Source organism: Streptomyces sp. NBC_00207 (assembly GCF_045160965.1).
Taxonomy (GTDB): domain Bacteria; phylum Actinomycetota; class Actinomycetes; order Streptomycetales; family Streptomycetaceae; genus Streptomyces.
Genome location: NZ_CP130715.1, coordinates 8812150 through 8833542, shown reverse-complemented (window position 1 = coordinate 8833542; position 21393 = coordinate 8812150). Strand labels below are relative to the sequence as shown.

Here is a 21393-nt window from a genome sequence, read left to right as displayed (position 1 = left end):
ACTTCACATGCACCCGGCAGTAGAACTCGTTCCCATTCCATCGAGAGTGAGGAACCTCACATGGGTGACAAAACCCTGCCCGGAAATGGCCCCAGAGGAATTTCCCGTCGTGGATTCATAGGTAGAACGAGTTCCATTCTTGGGGCCGTGGCCCTGGCGGGTCACATCACCCCGGCCCGTGCGGCTTCCGCCGCACCCATAGCCGACGGCGCCCGCGTACCGGCACTGGTCATCGGCACCGGCTACGGCGGTTCGGTCGCGGCGCTGCGGCTCGCGCAGGCCGGCGTGGACGTGCAGATGATCGAGATGGGCATGTCCTGGGACACCCCCGGCTCGGACGGCAAGATCTTCCCCACGGTGACCAGTCCGGACTACCGGTCGTTCTGGCTCCGCACCCGGACCAAGGCGCCGCTCAGCAACTTCCTCGGCTTCCCCATCGACAAGGACGTCCCCAAGTACACGGGAATCCTGGACGCCGAGGACTTCGCCGGCATCACGGTCTACCAGGGCCGCGGCGTCGGAGGCGGTTCGCTGGTCAACGGCGGCATGGCGGTCACGCCCAAGCGCGCCAACTTCGCCGCCGTCCTCCCGTCGGTGGACGCGGACGAGATGTACGCGACCTACTACCCCCGGGCCAACGCGGGTCTCGGGGTGGGCATGGTCGACCCGGCATGGTTCGACACCGCCGACTGCTACCAGTTCTCCCGCGTCGGCCGCAAGCACGCCCAGCGCTCCGGCTTCGCCTGGACCTTCGTACCCGACGTGTACGACTGGGACTACATGAAGCAGGAGGCCGCCGGCACCGCCACCAAGTCCGCCCTGGCCGGCGAGATCCTCTACGGCAACAACCACGGCAAGAAGTCGCTGGTGCAGACGTACCTCGCCCAGGCCAGGGCGACGGGCAAGGTCACCATCTCGGCACTGCACAAGGTCACTTCGGTGTCCCCCGCCGCGGCCGGCGGTTACACGGTCACCATCGCGCAGATCAACACCACCGGCGACAGCGTGGCCACCAAGACCGTGACCGCGGACCGGGTGTTCTTCGCGGCCGGCAGCGTCGGCACCAGCAAGCTCCTGGTCAAGCTGAAGGCCACCGGGGCGCTGCCGAACCTCAACAACGAGGTCGGCAAGGGCTGGGGCGAGAACGGCAACGTCATGTGCGGGCGCGCCAACCACCTGTGGGACCCGACCGGCAAGCTCCAGTCGACCATCCCCTGCTCCGGCATCGACAACTGGGACGCCGGCGGCGCCTTCGCCGAGGTCGCGCCGCTCCCCACCGGGATCGAGACCTACGCCTCCTTCTACCTGTCGATCACGAAGAACCCGAACCGCGGCGAGTTCACCTGGAACGCCGCGACGGGCACGGCCGACCTGAGCTGGCAGACCGCCTGGAAGCAGCCGTCCATCGGCATGGCCAAGACGATCTTCGACAAGATCAACTCGAAGGAGGGGACGATCTACCGGACCGACCTGTTCGGCGGCAACAAGATCTGGAACGACACCCTCACCTACCACCCGCTCGGTGGCGCCGTCCTGAACAAGGCCACCGACAACTACGGGCGCCTGCACGGCTACACCGGCCTGTACGTGATCGACGGAGCGCTGATCCCCGGAAACACCAGCGTCAACCCGTTCGTCACCATCACGGCACTCGCCGAGCGCAACATCGAGAAGATCATCGCAACCGACCTCCGGTAGGGCCGCGTCCTCCCCCCAGCGGCCGGGGCCGTTCGGATTCACCGAACGGCCCCTTGTCATTCCCCGTTCCGCCCCGCTCAGTGGCCGGGCAGCACGCACACGCTGTCGAGGCCGAGCACGTGGTTGAGCCGGCCGAAGGCCAGCCAGGACCCGATGCTCATCGTCAGCTCCACGATCTCCAACTGGCTGTAGTGCGCGGTCATCCGCTCCCAGAACTCGTCGTCGAGACCGTGGTGGTCCAGGGTGTACCGCTCGGCGTACTCCGCGGCCAGCCGGGTGCGCTCGTCGAAGCGGTCCGTGGTGCGCCAGTCGGTGACGGCCTCGGAGAACTCCTCCTCGACCTTCTCCCCCTCCCGCTCGGTGCGCCAGTCCAGGCAGAAGACGCATCCGTTGATCTGCGCGACGCGCAGCCGGGCCGCCTCGAACTCGCGCAGGCCGAGGGTGGTGTGGGCGTACACCGACAGGGAGAAGTTCGCGGCGGCCATGCCGATGCCGGGGACCATGTCGCCCCACACGTACTCGATCGGGTGCTGGCCTTCGGGGATGTCGATCCTCATGACGTTTTCCTTCCGAGTCTGCCGGTGGCGGGGCGCAGCGGGATGTCGAGGGCGTCGTAGAGTCCGGGTTCCGCCTCGGTGAGCCAGTCGATGGCCCCGACGAGGCGGCCGACGGCGGTGGCGTTGCCGCCGGCCGAGCGGTTGTCGCCCTCGTCGGTGGCCTCGATGGTGACCTCGATGCGCGGCCGGCCCTCGATGACGACCCGGTGGGCGCCGTCGCCGCCGTCGGGCGGCGTGGGCCAGTCCGGTGCACACGAGGCGTGGATGCGGGTGACGTGCTCGATGACGATGCGGGGCTCGCCCTCGACGATGCCCTGTACCTCGAAGCGGATCGCACCCTGGGTGCCGGCCTCGAAGTCGCCCATGGTCCGGGTGGTCACGGTGGCGTCGAGGGCGCGGCGCTCCGACGTCTCGCGGATCTCGTCGAGTTCGACGCCTAGGGCCCGGGCCATCATCCGTATCTGCCCGCCCCACACCATGGTCGGGATCGAGGGCATGAGCATCATCGGCTCGTAGTCCATGGGGTGGCCCATGCCCACGAGGTGGCGGACGGAGTCCGGCTGGTCGTAGGTGGAGTAGTCGAAGATCTCCTGGCAGCGGATGACGTCGATGGTGGTGCCGAGTCCGCTGAGCAGGAGCGGGAGCACGTCGTTGCCCCAGCCGGGGTCGACCCCGGAGGCGAAGAGCGAGCCGCCGCCCTCCGCGATGGCGGCGAGCACCGGATCGCGGAACTCCGGCGGGGCACTGCGGTGGTCGTAGAGCGGATAGAGGGCGGGGCTGACGACGACCGCACCGGACCGGATCGCCCGGGTGATGTCGGCGAGGGCCTCGTCGGGGCGGATGTCCCCGGACGCGGCGTACACCACGGCCCGGGGGCGGGCGGCGAGGACGGCCTCGATGTCGTCGGTGGCCTCGACCCCCAACAGGTGGTCGAGGCCGCCGAGTTCGCCCGCGTCGCGGCCGGCCTTGGCTGGATTGTGGACGATGACGGCGGAGAGTTTCAGCGCGGGATGGGCCTCGACGGCGCGGATGGCCAGACGGCCGACGTTGCCGGTACCCCAGACAACCGTGGAAATCATGCGCGGAGGGTAGCCACAGGACCTGCAACTTCCTAGAGTCTCGCGGCGCCGTCTCGCGCCACGCCCCCGTGGTCCCTCTTCCCGCCGGGTTACTGGTTCTGGCCCCCCAGGACGAAGAGGAGGTAGACGAAGAAGGCGAAGAGGTGGCCGACGAACAAGTAGGCGATCAGCCGGATCACCAGGCCGCGCGGGAACTTGGCCTCGATGCGCGCCCGTACGGTGACGGGGTTCTCTCCTTGGGACATGGCTACGGCTCCTCGGCTATCGGTGGTGCGTGGTGGAGGTCCCGCCGAGGCACAGCCCGGCGAGGCTGCTCTGCAGCAGGGTGTGGACGAACAGCAGGTCGGCGCCCCCGGAGGAGGCCGCGGCGATCCGGTGCGGGGTGAGCGAGTCGAAGTGCGCGCTGTCCCCCGGCTCCAGCAGGTACTCGGCCTCGCCCAGGTGCAGCCGCAGCCGCCCGTCCAGGACGTACAGCCATTCCTCTCCGGGATGTACGCGCACCAGCTCGCCCTGGCTGCGACCGTGCGGAACGTGCACGCGCAGCGCCTGCATGCCGCGGCCGGATCCGCCCGCCTGCCAGTACGTCCACCCGTCGGCCTCGCGGGCCCCGGGGCCGCCGGCCCGTACGATGGGATCGGCGACGGCGGGGGTCTCGCCGAGCAGCTCGGAGACCGTCGTACCGTAGGTGCGGGCGAGTCCGAGCAGGAGCGGCAGCGACGGCTGGCGCCGGCCGGTCTCCAGACGGGACAGGTGGGCGGGCGAGAGCCGGGCCCGGGCGGCGGCGGCCTCCAGGGTGAGTCCGGCGCGGCGGCGCAGTTCGCGCAGTTGCGGCGCCACGGCGGGCAGCTCGTCGGCCGCGTCTTCGGGGCCGGGGGCAGGACCGGGTTTCATGCCCCGATTGAGCCAGAGACTTGCCTTCCTGGCAATCTGTCTTGCCTCTGAGGCAAATCCTCTCCGGCCGGCCGCGGCCACGGCCCGGCGGTCAGGCCTCGCGCCCCTCCCCGAGCACCGTTTCCACCGTGTCGGCCTGCTCCGCTTCCTTGTCCGGGCGGTGCCTCAGGACCCGTGCGAAGCGCAGGGCCACCCCGGCCGGGTAGCGCGGGGAGCGCTGCAGGCCGTCGTAGGCGATCTCCACGACCAGTTCGGGCCGCACCCGCACGGTGAAGCCGTCGTCCGAGGTCGCGAGTGCGCGCAGCGCCCCGGTCTGCCAGCGCAGCATCTCGTCCGTGAGCCCTTTGAAGGTCTTGCCGAGCATGGCGTACGTGCCGTCGGCTGCCCTCGCCCCCAGGTGCAGGTTCGAGAGCAGTCCGGTACGCCGCCCGTGGCCCCATTCCGCGGCGAGGACCACCAGGTCCAGGGTGTGCACCGGTTTCACCTTGAGCCAGTGCCTGCCGCGGCGGCCGGCCGCGTAGGCCGAGTCCAGGGCCTTGACCACCACCCCCTCGTGGCCCCGGCGCAGGGCCTCGGACAAGAACTCCTCGGCCTCGGCCGCCTGCCCGCCCGGATCCTCCACGGCGAGGCGCCGGACCCGGGCGTTCTCGGGCACGAGGGCGGCCAGGGCCTCGTACCGCTCCCGGACCGGGAGGTCGAGGAGGACGTCGCCCCCCGCGGCCAGGACGTCGAAGAAGTAGGGGGCGACCGGGAGCGTCCGCCGTGCGGCCTCGACGTCGACGCGGGAGCCGACCCGGCTCGCGATCTCCTGGAAGGGGACGGGGCGGCCGTCCGCCGCGCGGCCGATGACCTCCCCGTCGAGGATGAACCGCTCCCCCGGCAGCGACCGGGCCAGCTCCGCCACCTCCGGGAGCCGCCCGGTGATCTCGTCCAGGGAGCGCGTGTACACCCGCACCTCGCCCCCGTCCCGGTGGACCTGCACGCGGATCCCGTCGAGCTTCTCCTCCACCGCGCACGGCCCGAGCGCGGCCAGCGCCTCGGTGACCGACTTGGCGGTGCCCGCCAGCATCGGCTGTACGGGCCGGCCGACGCGCAGGGTGACGGAACGCAGGGCCTGCGCCCCTTCGGCGAGTACCGCCGCCGCCACGCGGGGCAGCGAGCCGTCCAGCATCACCGCGCGGCGCAGGTCGGCGGCCGGTACTCCGGCGGCCGCGGCCACGCCTTCCAGGGCCACCGCGTCCAGCGCACCCTGGCGTACCTCGCCGGACAGCAGGCTGCGCAGGAACGCCTGCTCGGCTCCGGTGGCCGCGCCCAGCAGGGTGGCGACGATACGGCGCCGCTCCGCCTGCGCGCCCGGGCCCGCGACGGCGGCGAGTTCGGTGACCGCCGCGTCGACGGCGCGGACGGTCAGGGCGGGCTCCGGTGCCGGTGCCGTCTCCTGGGCGAGGGCGCGCCAGCCGATGCCCGGACGGCCCTGCGGAAGGCGGCCGGAGAGGTAGGAGATGACCAGACCGGCCTCGTCGGGCGGCGCGGCGGCGAAGAGCTCCGCGAGCAGGGCGGTCTTGCGGGAGCGGGCGGAGGCGGCGGCGACCTCCCGGGACACGCGCGCGACCTCGGCCAGCAGCATGCGGCCATCCTCCCGCCCCGGGACCTGCCGCGCAGGTCGGGGGCGCATACCGCAGGTGCGGTACGCCCGGGGCCCGGCATGGTCCTTGAGAAGGGCTGGGGTTACGCCTGTGGGTGCTCGGAGCCCGGGGACCTGCCCTTTAGGGTTCCCATATGAAGCTCCGAATGCCCCGGCGCCGCCGAGACCGCCTCCTCGCGGGCGCCGCCGCGCTCGCCGTCGTGGCGGGCGCCGGCACCTGGACGGCCACGACGGCGGCCGGCGACGCTCCGGCCGTGCACCGCCAGGACCAGGTCCTGGACATGCCCGGCGCCGCCGTCGACACCTCCTACTTCACTGCGGGCGGCGGTGCGGAGAAACGTCCCGCTGTGCTCCTCGGGCACGGTTTCGGCGGCAGCAAGGACGATGTCCGCGAGCAGGCCGAGCGGCTGGCCCGCGACGGGTACGCCGTCATGACCTGGTCGGCGCGCGGCTTCGGCAGCTCCGGCGGCCGGATCGGGCTGAACGACCCCGAGAACGAGGTCAAGGACGTCTCCCGGCTGATCGACTGGCTCGCGGCCCGGCCGGAGGTGCGGCTCGACGCGGACGGTGATCCGCGCGTCGGCGTGTCCGGGGCCTCGTACGGCGGGGCGATCTCGCTGCTCGCCGCCGGGTACGACCGGCGGGTGGACGCGATCGCTCCGCAGATCACTTACTGGAACCTCGCGGACTCCCTCTTCCCGAACGGCGTCTTCAAGAAGCTGTGGTCCGGCATCTTCTTCACCACCGGCTCGTCCGGCGGGATGCAGCAGGCCCGGCCCGGGCGGCCGGACCCGGCGGCCGCCCCCGGCTGCGGCCGGTTCCAGCCCGAGCTCTGCGCGATGTACGAACGCGTCGCGGTGGCCGGGAAGCCCGACCCCGAGGCGCGCGCCCTGCTGGAACAGCGCAGCCCCTCGGCCGTAGGCGACCGGATCAAGGTGCCGACCCTCATCGTGCAGGGCCAGGACGACTCCCTCTTCCCGCTGGACCAGGCCGATGCCATGGCCCGGGCCATCGCGGCGAACGGGGCCCCCGTCTCCGTGGACTGGGCGGCCGGCGGGCACGACGGCGGCATGCGCGAGGCGGACCGGGTCGAGGACCGGGTGGCGGCCTGGTTCGACCGCCACCTGAAGGGGGACGGGGGCGCGGACACCGGTCCGGCGTTCCGGGTCTCCCGCTCCGGCGGCATCGATTCCACCGACGGCGCGGTCACGCTGCGCGGCGCGAGCGGCGACCGCTACCCCGGGCTGGTCTCCGGCCCGCGGCAGTTCGCCCTGGCGGGGCCGGAGCAGACCTTCGCCAATCCGGCGGGCGGCGCGCCTCCGGCCCTGTCCTCGCTGCCCGGCATCGGCGGGCAGCTCGCCGCCTTCGGGGCCGGGCTCTCCCTGGACTTCCCGGGGCAGAACGCCCGGTTCGAGTCGGCGCCTCTGACCGAGGACGTACAGGTCACCGGGACCCCGACCGTAACCCTGAAGGTGAGGTCGACAGCCGCCGACGGGTCGGCCGTGCTGTTCGGGAAGATGTACGACGTGGGGCCCGACGGGCAGCAGCAGGTGCTGCCCGGCCAGCTCGTCGCCCCGGTGCGCGTGGACAGCGCGCAGCAGGGCGTGAGCGTGCAGCTGAGGCTGCCCGCGATCGACCATTCCGCCGTGGCCGGACACCGGCTGCGGCTGGTGGTCGCCGCCACCGACCTCGGCTACGCCACCCCGGCCGCGCCGGCCGCCTACACGGTCTCCGTCGAGGGCCCGCTGGCCGTGCCCGTCGCGACCGGGGTACGGACCGCCTCGGCCGGGCTGCCCGCCTGGACCTGGTGGCTGCCGCTGGGCGCGGCGGCGCTGGCCGCGGCCCTGCTCGGGATCCGGCGCACCGGCCGGGGGGCCGCGGGGACGCGGCCGGGCCCGGCGCAGCCGGACCCTGCACTGGCCGACGTACCCCTGGAGATCACGGGACTGACGAAGCGGTACGCGAAGGCGCAGGACCGGTACGCGGTGCGGGACCTGTCGTTCCGGGTGGAGAAGGGTCAGGTGCTGGGGCTGCTCGGGCCCAACGGCGCCGGCAAGACCACCACCCTGCGCATGCTGATGGGGCTGATCTCGCCGGACGCCGGGGAGATCCGGGTGTTCGGGCACGCGGTGCGGCCCGGGGCTCCGGTGCTGTCGCGGGTCGGGGCGTTCGTGGAGGGCGCGGGATTCCTTCCGCATCTGACCGGCCGCGCCAACCTGGAGCTGTACTGGCAGGCCACCGGCCGCCCGGCCGAGGACTCGCGCATGGCGGAGGCGCTGGAGATCGCGGGACTGGGCGACGCCCTGGAGCGCGCGGTGCGCACGTACTCGCAGGGCATGCGCCAGCGCCTGGCGATCGCGCAGGCCATGCTCGGCATGCCGGACCTGCTGATCCTCGACGAGCCGACGAACGGTCTGGACCCGCCACAGATCCGGGAGATGCGGGACGTGATGATCCGCTACGCCGCTGGCGGACGGACGGTCATCGTCTCCAGCCACCTGCTGTCCGAGGTGGAGCAGTCCTGTACGCACCTGGTCGTCATGGATCGCGGACAGCGGGTCGCGGCGGGCGAGGTCGCCGAGATCACCGGTGGCGGGGACACGCTGCTGGTGACGCTGGCGGAGCCGGTGGACGCGGTGGGCGTCGAGAAGGTGGCGGCGCTGGAGGGAGTGGGTTCAGTGGTGGCCGCCGACGACGGGCTGCTCGTACGGCTCGAAGGCGCGACGGCCGCGGGGCTGATCGCCGAACTCGTACGGCTGGAGGTGCCGGTGACCGGAGTGGGACCGCACCGGCGACTGGAGGACGCGTTCCTCACCCTGATCGGAGGTTCGGCGTGAGCGCCGTACAGGAGGTGGCCCCGGGCTACCGGGCGAGCCGTACGCTGCCGCTGCGCGTGGAGGCGCTGCGGCAGTGGCGCCGGCGGCGGACGCTGGTGATGGGCGGGGTGCTGGCGGCGCTGCCGTTCATCCTGATGATCGCGTTCGCGGTGGGCGGCGGTCCGGGCAGCCGGGACGGCGGGAACGGCCGGGTGACCCTGATCGACACGGCCACGGCCTCGGGCGCGAACTTCGCCGCGACCTGCCTGTTCGTCTCGGCCGGGTTCCTGCTGGTGGTGCCGGTGGCGCTGTTCTGCGGGGACACGGTGGCCTCGGAGGCGAGCTGGTCCTCGCTGCGCTACCTGCTGGCCTCGCCGGTGCCCCGCATGCGGCTGCTCTGGAGCAAGCTGGTGGTGGCACTGGGCTTCAGCCTGGCCGCGATGGTGCTGCTGCCGGTGGTCGCGCTGGCGGCGGGCACGGCCGCGTACGGGTGGGGGCCGCTGAAGCTCCCGGCGGGCGGGGCGCTGGCGGCCGGGGACACCGTGCCGCGGCTCGCGCTGGCGGTGGCCTTCGTCTTCGTGTCGCAGCTGGTGACGGCGGGCCTGGCGTTCTGGCTCTCCACGCGCACGGACGCGCCCCTGGGGGCGGTGGGCGGGGCGGTCGGTCTGACGATCGTCGGCAATGTGCTGGACGCGGTGACGGCGCTCGGATCGTGGCGCGAGTTCCTGCCGGCGCACTGGCAGTTCGCGTGGGCGGACGCGTTGCAGCCGCAGCTGGAGTGGGGCGGGATGGTCAAGGGAGCGGTGGTGTCGGTGTCGTACGCGCTGGTGCTGTTCGCGCTCGCCTTCCGCGGGTTCTCCCGCAAGGACATCGTGTCGTGAGCGCAGGCCCCCGGACCCGGCCTGGTACGGCAGGGGCCGGGGGTGGCGCGGAGATCCTGTGGCGTCCGCCATTCGAAGGAAACTGCCCACACGGGCCCCAGCTCCGCGTCCGGCCCGTGGGGTTGCTGGCATCTTGAGGGTTCATGCAAGCACCCACCGGCAACACCGCCGCAGTCCTGCCGCAGCAGTCGGGTACCGAGGAACAGGCGGCTCGGGAGCCGGCCGCGGGAAGCGGCCCCGGGGCCACCTGGTGGATCTGGGCCATGGCGGGGGCGCTGTTCTTCGCCTACACGGCCTTGTCCCTGCGGATCCACGAGCATCTGCTCTCCCACTCCTTCGACCTGGGGATCTTCGTACAGGTCGTACGGTCCTACGCGGACGGGCACCTGCCCGTCTCCGAGATCAAGGGGCCGGACTTCCCCGTCCTGGGCGACCACTTCTCTCCCGTCCTGGCCGTTCTGGCACCGCTGTACTGGCTGTGGCCGTCGGTGAAGCTGCTGCTCGTCGCGCAGGCCGCCCTGATCGCCGCGAGCGTGCTGCCGCTGGCCTTCTGGGCCCGCAGGACGCTCGGCTCCACGGGTGCCGTGGTCATCGGCGCCTGTTACGCCGTCTCGTGGGGCATCGCGAGCGGGGTCGCCTACGACTTCCACGAATGGGCCTTCGCCGTTCCGCTGCTCGCCTTCTCCCTGACCGCCCTCGCCGACGGCCGGCTGCGCGCCGCCGCGTACTGGGCGCTGCCGCTCGTGCTGGTGAAGGAGGACCTCGGCCTCACGGTGGCCGTGATTGGCCTGGTCATCGCGTGGCGGGGCGGGCGCGGTGGCCGCAGGCTGGGGATCGTCACGGCCGCGGCCGGGCTGGCCGCGTCCGCGCTCGCCGTGCTGACGCTGGCCTCCTTCCATCCGGGCGGCTTCGACGGCTACTTCGCCTCCCACAATCCCGGCGGCGGCGCGGGCAGCGGGTCGGACGGCGGCCTCGTGGAACTCCTCCACCAGGGGACGCTCGGTCTCATCACCCCGCAGGAGAAGGTCACGACACTCATCCTGATGCTGGCTCCCACCCTGTTCCTGGCGCTGCGCTCGCCGCTCCTGCTGATCGCGCTGCCCACCGTGCTGTGGCGCCTCGCCTCGGATTACCCGGCGCACTGGGGCACCAGTTACCACTACGGGCTGCTGATCATGCCGATCGTCTTCGCGGCGTTCATCGACGCCCTGCACCGACGGGGTGCGAGTGGCCGCAGCCTGTACCGCTACCTGGCGGGGTCCGCGGCGGTCACCCTGCTGCTGCTGCCTCACTTTCCGTTGTGGCAGCTGGTCCAGCCGGCGACCTGGCGGACCGATCCCCGGAGCTCGGTGGCCCGCAGGGTGATGGCCGAGATCCCGGACGGGGCCACGGTCCAGGCGTCGAACAACCTGGGGCCCCACCTCGCCGACCGCACCAGCGTCAGTGTCTACGGTTGGGGGGACAGCCGCCGCAATCCCGAGTGGATCATGGTTGACACCAAGGTCGCGCCGAACCACCGTTGGCCGATGTCGGTCCGGCAGGAACTGGTCGCCCTCGACTTCGCCCGCATGCGGGGTTACCGCACCGTCAAGGAGAAGGACGGTTTCGTCCTCCTGAGCCGCACGCGATAGCAGGGACCACGGCGCCCGGGGCTCAGCGCGGCAAGGGCCTCGGGTGCGGGTGCAGAACGCGCAGGGGTGAGCCGTCGAGGAACGCCTGGATGTCCTCGACGGCTTCGCCGTAATAGGTGGCGTAGTTGGACCGAGTCACATAGCCCAGGTGTGGTGTGGCGAGCAGCCTCGGAGCCGTGCGCAAGGGGTGCTCGGCGGGAAGCGGCTCGATGTCGAAGACGTCGATACCCGCACCCGCGATCCGGCCCGCGTGCAGGGCTTCGAGGAGCGCCGGCTGGTCCACGATCGCCGCCCGGGAGGTGTTGACCAGGTAGGCCGTCGGCCGCATCAGTGCGAGCTCGGCGGCGCCGATCAGGCCGCGGCTGCGCTCGCCGAGGGCGAGGTGGACGGAGACGAAGTCGCTGCTCGCCAGCAGCTCCTCCTTGGACGGGGCGAGGGCGACCCCCACCTCGTCGGTGCGTTCCCCGGTGAGGTTCGGGCTCCAGGCCACCACGTCCATGCCGAAGGCGAGCCCGACGCGGGCGACCCGGCTGCCGATCTTGCCGAGGCCGAGCAGACCCAGCCGCCGCCCGTGCAGGTCCGCGCCGACGCCCTGCTGCCAGGGGCCGCCGCCGCGCAGGGCGGTGTTCTCCTGGACCAGGCCCCGGGCCAGGCCCAGCAGCAGGGTCCAGGTGAGTTCCACGGGCGGCGTGGAGGAGCTGCCGGTCCCGCACACGGTCACGCCGTTGCGTGCGGCTGCCTCGTAGTCGATCACCGAGTTGCGCATGCCGGAAGCGATGAGCAGGCGCAGGCGCGGCAGCCGGTCGAGGAGCGACGCCGGGAACGGGACGCGTTCGCGCAGGGTGACCACGATGTCGAAGCCGGCCAGCCGTCCGGCGAGCACGTCCTCGTCGTCCGTGTGGTCGGTGAAGGCGACCACTTCGACACGGCCGGCGAGCGGCGACCAGTCCGCGGCGGTGCTCCCGACGTTCTGGAAGTCGTCGAGGAGCGCGCAGCGCAGGGGCCGCCGCCCGCCGCCGGTCACGCGCCGATACCCGGGGCGATGGCGTCGATCTCGGCGAGCAGCCCGGCGTCGAGCGGGCGGTCGGCGACGGCCGCGTTCGCGCGCACCTGCTCGGCGGAGGTGGCTCCCGCGATGACGGAGGCGCAGCCGGGCTGGGCGGAGAGCCAGCCGATGGCGAGTTCGAGGACGGTGCGGCCGTGCTTCTCGGCGAGCGCGGCCAGGGCTTCGACCACGTCGAGGCGCTCGTCGGTGAGGTACGCGTCGCGGCCTTCGAGCCGGGAGCCGGCCGGGACGGGCGCGCCTCGGCGGATCTTGCCGGTCAGCAGGCCGTTGGCGAGCGGGAAGTACGGGAGCACGCCGACGCCGTAGTGCAGGGCCGCCGGGACCAGCTCGCGCTCGACGGAGCGCTCCAGCAGCGACCACTCGTTCTGCGCCGACACGAAGGGGACCGAGCCGGTCTCCCGGGCGACGTGCGCGGCCTCGGCGAGCTGCCAGCCGGAGAGGTTGGAGTGGCCGATGTAGCGGACCTTGCCCTCGGCGACGAGCTCGGTGAGCGCGGCCAGGGTCTCGGCTACCGGGGTGGCCGGGTCGGGGCTGTGCAGCTGGAAGAGGTCGATGTGGTCGGTGTCGAGGCGGCGCAGCGATTCCTCGACGGCCCGCCGGATGTACGCGCGGCCGCCGCGGGACCCGGCGGCGGGCCCGTACTTCATGTCCACGCCGTCGTAGCCGAACTTGGTGGCGAGGACGACCTGGTCGCGGCGGCCCTTGAGGGCCTGCCCGAGGTGGACCTCGGAGCCGCCCGCGTTGCCGTAGATGTCGGCGGTGTCGAGGAGGGTGATGCCCGCGTCCAGGGCGGCGTCGACGACGGCGCGGGTGGCCTGGGCGTCGAGGCGGCCACCGAAGTTGTTACAGCCGAGGCCGACGGCGGAGACCTGCAGACCTGAACTGCCCAGGGGGAGATAGCGCATGCGTTTCGTTCCTCAGACTCGTCGGGTACATGATCAACCAAGTGGTCAGTCTAGGCTGCCCTGTTCGGCGGCGGTACGGCGTCGGCGCCGTGCGACGTGAACACCGTGTGTCGCGAGCCCGGCCACCGCGGCGCCGGTCAGGGCCCAGACCTCGGGACGGACGGCGCTGCCGCCTTCCTCGTCCCCTTCTCCCTCCCCTTCCCCGGCCACGACGGTGATCGTGCCGCCGCCGGCCGTGTACGGGCGGCTCCCCGCGCTGTCTTCGGAGTCGAGCGGGTTCACGTAGTCGAAGGTGACGGAGAGCGGATACTCTCCGGGCCGCGCATCGGCCTTGATCCGCGCCCAGCCCAGGTAGGACCGGCCGTTGTAGCCGATCTGGTGGTCCTCCGGCTCCTCCGTCAGGACCGGGCTGCTCACCTTGACCACCCGCAGCTGCCGCCCCGCGGGAACGCGGGCCTGGTGCTGCGGATCGTCCTTGGCCAGCACCGGTACGAGTTCCCCCGCACGTCCGTCCTGCTCCGTGGAGGCCCAGCCGCTCGCCGAGGACGGCGCGGCCGCCGCCCCGACCGCCAGGGCCGCGGCGCCTACGACGAAGGCGGCCGCGGGCGCGGTGCGGCCGATCCCGCGGCTCCGGTTGATCCGACTGATCCGGCTGATCCGGTTGATCCGGTTGATCCAGCTGTTCATGTCCCCGACTCCCCGTGTCTCGCCTGACCGTTCCGTGAGGGAGGAGTGACATCGGGCGACGCAGGTTGCCTCGGACCGCTCGGGGAGAGGGCTACTGGAGCGTGACGACCGTCGTGCGGCCGAGGTCGGGCCGGTCGCGCAGCGGCAGTTCGGTGCCGGGGCGCTCCAGTTCGAGAACGACGATCTCGTTCTCGCCGTCGTGCCACAGGGGTCCCGGGGCGTAGAGGGTGCGCTGCGGGCCGCGCGGGGTGTCGTAGTGGCCGAGGAGGAAGCCGTTCAGCCAAAGCAGGCCGGTCCCCCAGCCGGACATGTCGAGGAAGGCGTCGGCCGGCCCGCGCCCGTCGGCGAGCGCGTGGGTGAAGCGGTGGAAGGCGGGACGTCCGGCCGGCCGGTCCGCGGCGGGGGCCGCATGGTTCCCGGCCCAGTCGAGCCGGTCGAGTCCGGTCGGGTCGGTGAGCGGAAGCGGCCGGATCTCCCACTCGAACAGCTGCTGGTGGCCGTGGCGCACGCCGCGCCAGATGTGCGGTCGTCGAGGAGCGGGCCGTAGTTGACCCGCCCCTGGGCCCGGACTAGTACGTCGAGGACCGCCCCGCTCTCCCCGACCGCCAGGTCGAGCCCCTCGTCGGGGGTGTTCCGGTCGAGGACGCCGAGGGGCACTCCGTCGGCGAACACGTACGCGCGGTCGCCGAGGCCGTCGATCCTGACGGGCATGGCGGGCCGCGGGCCGGTGACGGCGGTGCGGTAGTGGATCAGGCCGTGGCTCTGTCCGAGCCGCTCCATCGACTCGGGGGCGGGGCGCAGTACCGGAGGCCCGGCGAGGAGGTCGAGGCGGTCGAGCAGGTCCGCGGTGCCGGCGGGCGTGGCCAGGGCGGGGGTGATCCGGGGCGGCGGCTCGGGCAACGGCGCGTCGGGGAGCGGCAGGTACTTGCCGATGACCTCGCGGAACGCGTGGAACTTGGGGGTGAGTTCGCCGGCCTCGCCGATGGGTGCGTCGTAGTCGTAGCTGGTGACGGTGGGCTCGTACCCGGGGTCTCCGGGGCGGGATCCGGTGTGGTTGGCCCCGGCCCAGAAGCCGAAGTTGGTGCCTCCGTGGGCCATGTAGAGGTTGACGGAGGCGCCGGTGGCGAGGAGTTCGTCGAGGGACGCGGCCGCGTCGTCGACGGCGCGGACGTGGTGGTCCTCGCCCCAGTGGTCGAACCAGCCGATCCAGAACTCCATGGCGGCGAGCGGGCCGGTCCGCTGGTAGCGGCGCAGGGCGTCGAGGCGTTCGGCGGGCCGGGCTCCGAAGGTGGCGGTGGCGAGCCGGCCGGGGAGCATGCCGCCCTGGAGCATGGCGTCCTCGGGGCCGTCGGCGGTGAACAGCAGGCAGTCCACGCCGCGTTCGACGAGGGCCTGCTCCACGTGGGCGCGGTAGCGGGTGTCGTCGCCGTACGAGCCGTACTCGTTCTCGATCTGTACGGCGACGACGGGGCCGCCCCGGCCCGCGAGGAGCGGCAGCAGTTCCGGGACGACGAGGTCGAACCAGCCGTCCACCTCGGCCTCGAAGCGCGGGTCGGAGCAGCGCAGGTGGAGCCCGTCGACGGCGAGGAGGCGGGCGGGCAGGCCGCCGAAGTCCCATTCGGCGCAGATGTACGGGCCGGGCCGGACGATGGCGTCGAGGCCGAGGTCCTGGGCGAGGCGCAGGAACCGGCCGAGGTCGCGCCGGCCGGTGAAGTCGGCCTTGCCGGGGGCGGTCTCGTGGAAGTTCCAGGGGACGTACGTGTCCACGGTGTTCACACCCAGGGCGCTCAGGCGTGTGAGCCGGTCCTCCCACAGGTCCGGGTGGACCCGGAAGTAGTGCAGGGCGCCCGAGACGATGCGGTGGGGGCGGCCCGCGCGCCGGAATCCGTCCTGGTCGTACGTGAGCATGCGCTGACTCCCGAGAGAGGTCGAGATGCCGAGAAGTACGGAACTCGCCGAATGTATGAACGCACCGTCCGAGCCGTCAATGAGCGATTGATCGGATGCGATCGAATCGCTTCCCTATGGTGTCGCTGACACCAGCCACTCCGGCGGACCGCAGGGGGACACCTTGAGAAGACACGTGAACCAGCGTCAGGCACAGGTGCTCGAGCTCGTCCGGGCCCGCGGCACCGTGCGCGTGGCGGACCTGGCCCGGGAGCTGGGCATCTCCCCCGTCACCCTGCGCCGGGACATCGAGGCCATGGCGGCGCGGGGCGAGATCCGGCGGATGCACGGGGGGATCAGCCGAGTGGACCCGGGCCGGGCTCCGGCTCCTTCGGCCGCTGCCGTCGAGGGCGGGGGCGCGGGCGCAGGCCTGGTGGTCGGGATGGTGGTCCCGACCACCGAGTACCACTACGCCGATGTCGTCCGCGGCGCCCGCGAAGCGGTCGAGGCGCGGGGTGCGCGGCTGACCGTCGGACTGACCCGGTACCTGCCGGGCGAGGACCGGACGCAAGCGGACCGGCTGCTGTCCACGGGGGCGCACGGGCTGCTGCTGACACCGAACTGGGAGGCCGGGTCGCCGGGGCCCGGCGGGGGTGCCTGGACTGCCGAACTGCCGGTTCCGACGGTACTGGTGGAGCGCTGGGCGCCGCCGGGGCATCCGGCGGCCTCGCTGGACCGGGTGGCCTCCGACCACGCGCACGGTGCGGCCCGCGCGGTGCAGCACCTGGTGGAGCTGGGTCACCGGCGGATCGCCCTCGCCAGCCGTGCGACCCCGACCACGGCACGGCTGCGGGCCGGATACGAGGCCGCCGTGTCAGCGCTCGGACTGGAACCGGCCCCGCCGTGGCCGCCGGCCGGCCCGGGCCCGCTCTCGGACGCGGACGTGTTCGCCCGGACGCTGGACTACCTCTGCGAGGCGGTGACGGCGGGCGGGGTGACCGCCGCCCTCGTCCACAGCGACACCGACGCGATCATGCTGATTCCGCGGCTCCAGGCGCGCGGAGTGCGGGTGCCGGAGGACCTGGCGGTGGTCACGTACGACGACGAGGTGGCCGGCATGGCCGACGTCCCCCTCTCGGCGGTGGCACCGGCCAAGCACGAGGTGGGCGCGCGAGCTGCCGCCCTCCTGCTGGACCGGCTGTCGGCCGCCGCCCCGGAGACCGCCCCCCGCCGGCACCTGGACCTCCTCCCCCGCCTCACGATCCGCTCGTGACCCGTTTCAGGCGGCCATCCAGGGAACACGTCAGGTGTGGGGGGCCGTTCCCTCCGGACACAGAGCCTTGATCACCGCCTTGCGGATCGCCCGCCACGTCCGGAGGAACACGCCAAGTGCACGCGCAGCCGGATCGGTTGCACGGCCGCCCTGGCCGTGGCGATCCGGCCCGGGCCGGGCGGCGCATGGCGGGTGGGCCCGTCAGGAGGGCGGGGGCGGGCTCCCGGGTCCTGGCGGTCGCGGTCGCCCTTCGTTTCCCCGGGCGCCTCGTCCTGCGCCGGGCCGATGCGGATCTCGAATCCGCCCGCGTACTTCTCGTGGCCCGCGATCACGGCTTCCTCCACCGCCTCCTCGGCGAGTTCGCTCCGGACGATCAGCGGGTCCTGGCGGAGGTCCCGCAAGAGGGCCCAGCACATGCCGATCATCACGAGGACGAACGGGGCCGCGACGAGGATCGTCAAGTGCTGCAGGCCCGCCAGGGCGTCGCCCTTGCCCTCGCCGACGAGCAGCATCACGGCCGCCACGCCACCGGTCACCACGCCCCAGAAGACGACGACGAACCGGGCGGGTTCGAAGGTGCCCTTCTGGGACAGGGTGCCCATCACGATCGACGCCGCGTCGGCGCCGGAGACGAAGAAGATGCCGACCAGGATCATCACGAGCAGGCTCATCACGCCGGCGATCGGGAACTCCTGGAGCACGCCGAAGAGCTGCGCCTCGGGCGTGGTCGCGCCGCCGAGCTCTCCCTGCTCCTTCAGGCGCATGGCGGTGCCGCCGAAGACGGCGAACCAGACCACGCTCACGGTGCTGGGCACCAGGATGACGCCGCCGACGAACTGACGGATCGTACGGCCCCGGCTGATGCGGGCGATGAACATGCCGACGAACGGCGTCCAGGAGATCCACCAGGCCCAGTAGAAGACCGTCCAGCTGCTCAGCCAGTCGGCGACGTCACCGCCGCCGGTGGACGCCTCGGTGCGGCCGATCAGCTGGGGCAGCTCTTCGAAATACGCGGCGAGGGAGGTGGGGATCAGGTCGAGCACCAGGATGGTCGGGCCGACGATGAAGACGAAGGCCGCGAGGATGACGGCCAGCACCATGTTGATGTTGGACAGCCACTGGATGCCCTTCTCCACGCCGGAGACTGCGGAGAAGACGAAGCACACGGTCAGCACGGCGATGATGGCGACGAGCAGCCCCGTGCCGGCCTTGCTCAGCCAGCCCACCTCGTGCAGGCCGCTGCCGATCTGGAGCGCGCCGAGTCCCAGGGACGTGGCGGAACCGAACAGCGTGGCGAAGATCGCCAGGATGTCGATCACCCGGCCGGGAGCGCCCTCGGCACGCTCCTTCCCGAGGAGCGGGACGAAGACGGCGCTGATCGTCTGCCGCCTGCGGCGCCGGAAGGTGCTGTACGCGATGGCCAGGCCGACCACCGCGTAGATGGCCCACGGATGCAGCGTCCAGTGGAAGAGCGTGGTGGCGAGCGCCGTCTTCATGGCGTCCGCCGAGTCGGCGGGGTCGGTGCCCGGTGGCGGAGTGGTGTAGTGCGCGAGGGGTTCGCTGACGCCGTAGAACATCAGGCCGATGCCCATGCCGGCGCTGAACATCATGGCGACCCAGGAGACGGTGCTGAACTCCGGCTTCTCGTGCTCCTGGCCCAGCTCGATCCGCCCGTACCGGCTGATGGCGAGCCAGAGCGCGAAGACGACGAACCCCGAGGCGGCCAGGACGAACGCCCAGCCTGCGTTGTGCATCAGGCCGTTCAGCAAGGTGTCGGAGACGCTCTCCAGTGAACTGGTGGCTGTGACGCCCCAGATCACGAAGCCCAAGGTCAGCACGGCCGTCACGCCGAAGACCACCCGGTCGGTGACGGCCGCCTCGTCCTCGTGCGGGTGGTGGCCGGGCAGGGCCGCCTTCACGGGCAGGCGCAGCCTTTGCCTCCGTTTGCGTTGCTCCTGAGACACAGGCGGCACCTTTCGCGATCACGGCCCGATTCGGCTCGTGCCAATCCGGTACCACGACGTGCACGCGTGCCCCGGCATCAACAGGCGTCGATCGGGCGCCCCTCCGTGGGCGATGGGCCGCACGGGTGACGAGGAGGAGCGGCGCGGCTCCCGACCGCGACGCACGGGCCGGCACCACCACGCCGGTCAGCGCCGGAGCGCCTCCCCCTGCCCGTGCGGCTCATTCCTCCCGCGCTGGCGTCCCTCTGTCCAGAACGGCCGAGACTGCGGCCACCAGCCTGTCTCCCGCGCGGTCGACGCTGCCGTTCTGCGCGCTGATCTGGGCGCCCTCCAGGAGGAAGGTGATCTCTGCGGAGACGTCATCGGGCGCCTGCGCGCCGGCCCGCTCGCACATGGCCGTGAGGCGACGCCGCTGCTCGGCCTTGTGGTTCTCGATCAGCCGGCGGGCCGGACGGCCGGGGTCGGGCAGGCCGGCGATGGAGTTCACGAAGGGGCAGCCCCTCTGGGCGATGTCCGGCAGCCCTTCCGCGATGAAGCGTGCCACACCGAGCACTTGGGCCCGTCCGTCGTCCGCATGCTCGGCTTCCACCTGGTCGAAGGCGGTTGCGTACCCCGCCGCGACGATCCTCAGCCACTCCTCGATCAGCGCGTCCTTGGTGGCGAAGTGACGGTAGAGAGCCATCTTCGTGGTCTTCGCCTGTTCGGCGATGGCCTGGACTCCGACAGCCCTGACGCCCTCGCGGAGGAAGAGTTCCTCGGCCGCGTCGAGGATGCGCTCGCGCGGGGGGAGGCGGGCGACTCTCGAGTCCCGACCGGGCCTCGGGGGGCTGCTCGTCATGGTGTGCCTCGCTTCGGTCGCGCCGGCCGGCGTCTCTCCGGCCATGTTACGTTACCGTCCACCCCCGAACGATACCGATCGGTATCACACAGGACCGATCGGAAACACAGGTGGACGCCGTGGAACTGCACGAATACACCCAGTACGACGCCGTGGGACTGGCCGGGCTCGTGGCTCGGGGAGAGGTGACCGCGGCAGAGCTCACCGGCGCCGCTCAGGCCGCGATGGTGGCCGTGAATCCACGGATCAACGCCGTCGTGGAGAGCTGGCCTGCCGAAGACTCCCCGGTCCCGGGCAGCACGCCGCTCGCGGGGGTGCCGTTCCTCATCAAGGACCTGGCCGTTTCCATGCAGGGCAAGCGCGTCGAGTTGGGCAGCCGCCTCGCCGCCGGCAACGTGGCGGCGGAGGACTCCTTCCTGATGCGGCGGTTCCGGCGGGCCGGTCTGGTGACGCTGGGCCGCACGGCCACGCCCGAATTCGCCTACAGCACCACCACGGAGCCGGTCCTGTACGGCGCCACCCGCAATCCCTGGGGTCTCACCCGGACGGCAGGTGGCTCCAGTGGCGGGTCGGCCGCGGCCGTCGCCGCCGGCATCACCCCCCTCGCGCACGCCACCGATGCGGCCGGATCGATCCGGGTTCCGGCCGCCAGTACCGGGCTGTTCGGGCTCAAGCCCACCCGCGGCAGGGTCTCGCTGGGTCCGGACGCCGACGAGGTCTTCAACGGCCTCGCGGTGCACGGTGGGCTCAGCCGGACCGTGCGGGACAGCGCAGCCCTGCTCGACCTGATCCAGGGCCCGGAGACCGGCGACCCCTACTTCGCGGAGCGCCCCCGCCGCCCGTACAGCGAAGAGATCACCAGGGAACCCGGCCGCCTGCGCGTCGGCCTGGTCACCACCCCCTGGAGCGGGCGGGACGTGGAACCGGCCGTACGCGCGGCCACCCTGGCCGCCGCCCGGCTGCTGGAGTCACTCGGCCACCGGGTCGACGTCACCACCGTGGATCTCGGCGTGGGCTGGGAGGAGTTCGTCCTCGCCAACGCCCGCCTGTGGTCCGCGAACCTGGTGCAGTGGATCGACGGCTTCGCCGCGGCGTTCGGCCGTCCCGTGGACGAGTCCACCGTCGAGCCCGAAATGCTCGCGAGCTACGTATGGGGACTCACGGTGAGCGGACCGGAGTTCGTGCACGCCCTCGACGTGCGCAACCGGGTCGCCCGCTCGGTCGGCGCCCATTTCGGGACCCAGGACCTGCTGCTGACGCCCACCCTCCCCGAGGTGCCGGTCGCCCTGAGCACCTACGGCCAGGGCGCTGAGAACGCCGACGGGCTGGGCTGGCTGGAGCACCTGTTCCACCGCTCGCCGTTCACCGCCGCCTTCAACGTCGCCGGCACGCCCGCGATGTCGGTGCCGCTCGCCTTCGACCCGGTCACCGGCATGCCGATCGGTGTCCAGTTCGCCGCAGGCTACGGACGCGAGGACGTGCTGTTCCGGCTCGCCGCGCAACTGGAGAGGGCCGCGCCCTGGACGGAGCGCAAGCCTGCCGTGTGGGCGGGCGCGGACCGTCGGTGACGCAGCC

17 protein-coding genes and 1 pseudogene are annotated in these 21393 nt (G+C 72.3%); 6 read left to right on the top strand and 12 right to left on the bottom strand.

Annotation, left to right across the window (positions count from 1 at the left end):
• Positions 1-60 precede the first annotated feature (60 nt).
• Positions 61-1698 carry a GMC oxidoreductase gene (locus tag OG472_RS40800; protein ID WP_405942938.1) on the top strand — a complete coding sequence of 546 codons (1638 nt, stop codon included), beginning with the start codon at positions 61-63 and terminating at the stop codon, positions 1696-1698.
• A gap of 77 nt (positions 1699-1775) precedes the next feature.
• Here OG472_RS40800 and OG472_RS40795 read toward each other — a convergent pair whose 3' ends face one another.
• The 5 genes from OG472_RS40795 to OG472_RS40775 form a co-directional block, all read right to left on the bottom strand.
• Positions 1776-2255 carry a carboxymuconolactone decarboxylase family protein gene (locus OG472_RS40795; protein WP_401613593.1) on the bottom strand — a complete coding sequence of 160 codons (480 nt, stop codon included), beginning with the start codon at positions 2253-2255 and terminating at the stop codon, positions 1776-1778.
• Complete coding sequence (locus OG472_RS40790) at positions 2252-3334, bottom strand: dihydrodipicolinate reductase (protein WP_401613595.1); 1083 nt, start codon at positions 3332-3334, stop codon at positions 2252-2254. The genes OG472_RS40795 and OG472_RS40790 overlap by 4 nt, the downstream gene beginning before the upstream one ends.
• Positions 3335-3423: 89 nt before the next feature.
• A complete protein-coding gene (locus OG472_RS40785) occupies positions 3424-3579 on the bottom strand; it encodes a DUF6126 family protein (RefSeq protein WP_383578299.1) in 156 nt (51 codons plus the stop codon).
• A 16-nt stretch (positions 3580-3595) separates the two neighbouring features.
• Positions 3596-4225 carry a helix-turn-helix domain-containing protein gene (locus OG472_RS40780; RefSeq protein WP_401613598.1) on the bottom strand — a complete coding sequence of 210 codons (630 nt, stop codon included), beginning with the start codon at positions 4223-4225 and terminating at the stop codon, positions 3596-3598.
• A 91-nt stretch (positions 4226-4316) separates the two neighbouring features.
• On the bottom strand, positions 4317-5852 hold the full coding sequence (locus OG472_RS40775) for an ATP-dependent DNA ligase (protein ID WP_405834281.1): 1536 nt from the start codon (positions 5850-5852) through the stop codon (positions 4317-4319).
• 152 nt (positions 5853-6004) lie between these two features.
• Here OG472_RS40775 and OG472_RS40770 point away from each other — a divergent pair, with 152 nt between their 5' ends.
• The 3 genes from OG472_RS40770 to OG472_RS40760 all read left to right on the top strand — a co-directional run bounded on the left by OG472_RS40770 (position 6005) and on the right by OG472_RS40760 (position 11198).
• A complete protein-coding gene (locus tag OG472_RS40770; protein WP_405942937.1) occupies positions 6005-8707 on the top strand; it encodes an alpha/beta fold hydrolase in 2703 nt (900 codons plus the stop codon).
• Positions 8704-9567, top strand: coding sequence for an ABC transporter permease subunit (locus OG472_RS40765; protein ID WP_361763206.1), 864 nt, complete (start codon positions 8704-8706; stop codon positions 9565-9567). The genes OG472_RS40770 and OG472_RS40765 overlap by 4 nt, the downstream gene beginning before the upstream one ends.
• A gap of 143 nt (positions 9568-9710) precedes the next feature.
• Positions 9711-11198 carry a DUF2079 domain-containing protein gene (locus OG472_RS40760; RefSeq protein WP_401613604.1) on the top strand — a complete coding sequence of 496 codons (1488 nt, stop codon included), beginning with the start codon at positions 9711-9713 and terminating at the stop codon, positions 11196-11198.
• A gap of 22 nt (positions 11199-11220) precedes the next feature.
• Here the strand turns inward: OG472_RS40760 and OG472_RS40755 are convergent, their stop codons facing one another.
• The 5 genes and pseudogenes from OG472_RS40755 to OG472_RS40735 form a co-directional block, all read right to left on the bottom strand.
• A complete protein-coding gene (locus tag OG472_RS40755; protein WP_401613606.1) occupies positions 11221-12222 on the bottom strand; it encodes a D-2-hydroxyacid dehydrogenase family protein in 1002 nt (333 codons plus the stop codon).
• Positions 12219-13169 (bottom strand): aldo/keto reductase, encoded by a 951-nt coding sequence (locus tag OG472_RS40750; RefSeq protein ID WP_401613608.1) that lies wholly within the window; start codon positions 13167-13169, stop codon positions 12219-12221. Before OG472_RS40750 ends, OG472_RS40755 begins: the two co-directional genes overlap by 4 nt.
• A gap of 45 nt (positions 13170-13214) precedes the next feature.
• Entirely contained in the window at positions 13215-13856 is a 642-nt protein-coding gene (locus tag OG472_RS40745; RefSeq protein ID WP_405942936.1) for a hypothetical protein, read from the bottom strand.
• A gap of 91 nt (positions 13857-13947) precedes the next feature.
• The gene (locus OG472_RS40740) at positions 13948-14364 is read right to left on the bottom strand and encodes a hypothetical protein (protein WP_405942935.1); all 417 of its coding nucleotides are present in this window, start codon (positions 14362-14364) and stop codon (positions 13948-13950) included.
• A 74-nt stretch (positions 14365-14438) separates the two neighbouring features.
• Positions 14439-15764 (bottom strand): annotated as a pseudogene (locus OG472_RS40735) (glycoside hydrolase family 35 protein); the annotation flags it as partial.
• Between the two features lie 163 nt (positions 15765-15927).
• Between OG472_RS40735 and OG472_RS40730 the strand changes: the two are divergent.
• Entirely contained in the window at positions 15928-17016 is a 1089-nt protein-coding gene (locus OG472_RS40730; protein ID WP_405942934.1) for a substrate-binding domain-containing protein, read from the top strand.
• Positions 17017-17087: 71 nt separating this feature from the next.
• Here the strand turns inward: OG472_RS40730 and OG472_RS40725 are convergent, their stop codons facing one another.
• Both OG472_RS40725 and OG472_RS40720 read right to left on the bottom strand, forming a co-directional pair.
• A complete protein-coding gene (locus tag OG472_RS40725) occupies positions 17088-18941 on the bottom strand; it encodes a BCCT family transporter (protein ID WP_405943248.1) in 1854 nt (617 codons plus the stop codon).
• A 259-nt stretch (positions 18942-19200) separates the two neighbouring features.
• On the bottom strand, positions 19201-19818 hold the full coding sequence (locus tag OG472_RS40720) for a TetR/AcrR family transcriptional regulator (RefSeq protein WP_405942933.1): 618 nt from the start codon (positions 19816-19818) through the stop codon (positions 19201-19203).
• Positions 19819-19937: 119 nt separating this feature from the next.
• Between OG472_RS40720 and OG472_RS40715 the strand changes: the two genes are divergently transcribed.
• Positions 19938-21386: an amidase gene (locus OG472_RS40715; protein ID WP_405942932.1), complete on the top strand. Its 1449-nt coding sequence runs from the start codon at positions 19938-19940 to the stop codon at positions 21384-21386.
• Positions 21387-21393 lie beyond the last annotated feature (7 nt).

Excerpts from the sequence above, each read along its gene's own strand:
- OG472_RS40800 (WP_405942938.1), top strand. The coding sequence starts at position 61 with ATGGGTGACAAAACCCTGCCCGGAAATGGCCCCAGAGGAATTTCCCGT.
- OG472_RS40795 (WP_401613593.1), bottom strand. The coding sequence starts at position 2,255 with ATGAGGATCGACATCCCCGAAGGCCAGCACCCGATCGAGTACGTGTGG.
- OG472_RS40790 (WP_401613595.1), bottom strand. The coding sequence starts at position 3,334 with ATGATTTCCACGGTTGTCTGGGGTACCGGCAACGTCGGCCGTCTGGCC.
- OG472_RS40785 (WP_383578299.1), bottom strand. The coding sequence starts at position 3,579 with ATGTCCCAAGGAGAGAACCCCGTCACCGTACGGGCGCGCATCGAGGCC.
- OG472_RS40780 (WP_401613598.1), bottom strand. The coding sequence starts at position 4,225 with ATGAAACCCGGTCCTGCCCCCGGCCCCGAAGACGCGGCCGACGAGCTG.
- OG472_RS40775 (WP_405834281.1), bottom strand. The coding sequence starts at position 5,852 with ATGCTGCTGGCCGAGGTCGCGCGCGTGTCCCGGGAGGTCGCCGCCGCC.
- OG472_RS40770 (WP_405942937.1), top strand. The coding sequence starts at position 6,005 with ATGAAGCTCCGAATGCCCCGGCGCCGCCGAGACCGCCTCCTCGCGGGC.
- OG472_RS40760 (WP_401613604.1), top strand. The coding sequence starts at position 9,711 with ATGCAAGCACCCACCGGCAACACCGCCGCAGTCCTGCCGCAGCAGTCG.
- OG472_RS40750 (WP_401613608.1), bottom strand. The coding sequence starts at position 13,169 with ATGCGCTATCTCCCCCTGGGCAGTTCAGGTCTGCAGGTCTCCGCCGTC.
- OG472_RS40745 (WP_405942936.1), bottom strand. The coding sequence starts at position 13,856 with ATGAACAGCTGGATCAACCGGATCAACCGGATCAGCCGGATCAGTCGG.
- OG472_RS40720 (WP_405942933.1), bottom strand. The coding sequence starts at position 19,818 with ATGACGAGCAGCCCCCCGAGGCCCGGTCGGGACTCGAGAGTCGCCCGC.